Genomic DNA, 484 nt, shown 5'->3' with positions numbered 1-484 from the left:
CCTTTAGTGACTACAAGGGTATCTAATCCTGTTTGCTCCCCACGCTTTCGCACCTGAGCGTCAGTCTTCGTCCAGGGGGCCGCCTTCGCCACCGGTATTCCTCCAGATCTCTACGCATTTCACCGCTACACCTGGAATTCTACCCCCCTCTACGAGACTCAAGCTTGCCAGTATCAGATGCAGTTCCCAGGTTGAGCCCGGGGATTTCACATCTGACTTAACAAACCGCCTGCGTGCGCTTTACGCCCAGTAATTCCGATTAACGCTTGCACCCTCCGTATTACCGCGGCTGCTGGCACGGAGTTAGCCGGTGCTTCTTCTGCGGGTAACGTCAATGAGCAAAGGTATTAACTTTACTCCCTTCCTCCCCGCTGAAAGTACTTTACAATCCGAAGACCTTCTTCACTCACGCGGCGTTGCTCCATCAGGCTTGCGCCCATTGTGGAAGATTCCCTACTGCTGCCACCCGTAGGACTAGTGGTCA

General features: G+C 54.1%; 1 rRNA gene. It reads right to left on the bottom strand.

Annotated features, from left to right (window positions below):
- A 16S ribosomal RNA gene (locus tag H6A28_RS14875) occupies window positions 1-484 on the bottom strand; the annotation flags it as partial.

The sequence above is a fragment of the Bacteroides mediterraneensis genome, from assembly GCF_016900355.1.
Classification (GTDB): domain Bacteria; phylum Bacteroidota; class Bacteroidia; order Bacteroidales; family Bacteroidaceae; genus Phocaeicola.
The sequence above is the reverse complement of the archived record's forward strand: the minus strand, read 5'-3'. Positions and strand labels throughout refer to the sequence as shown.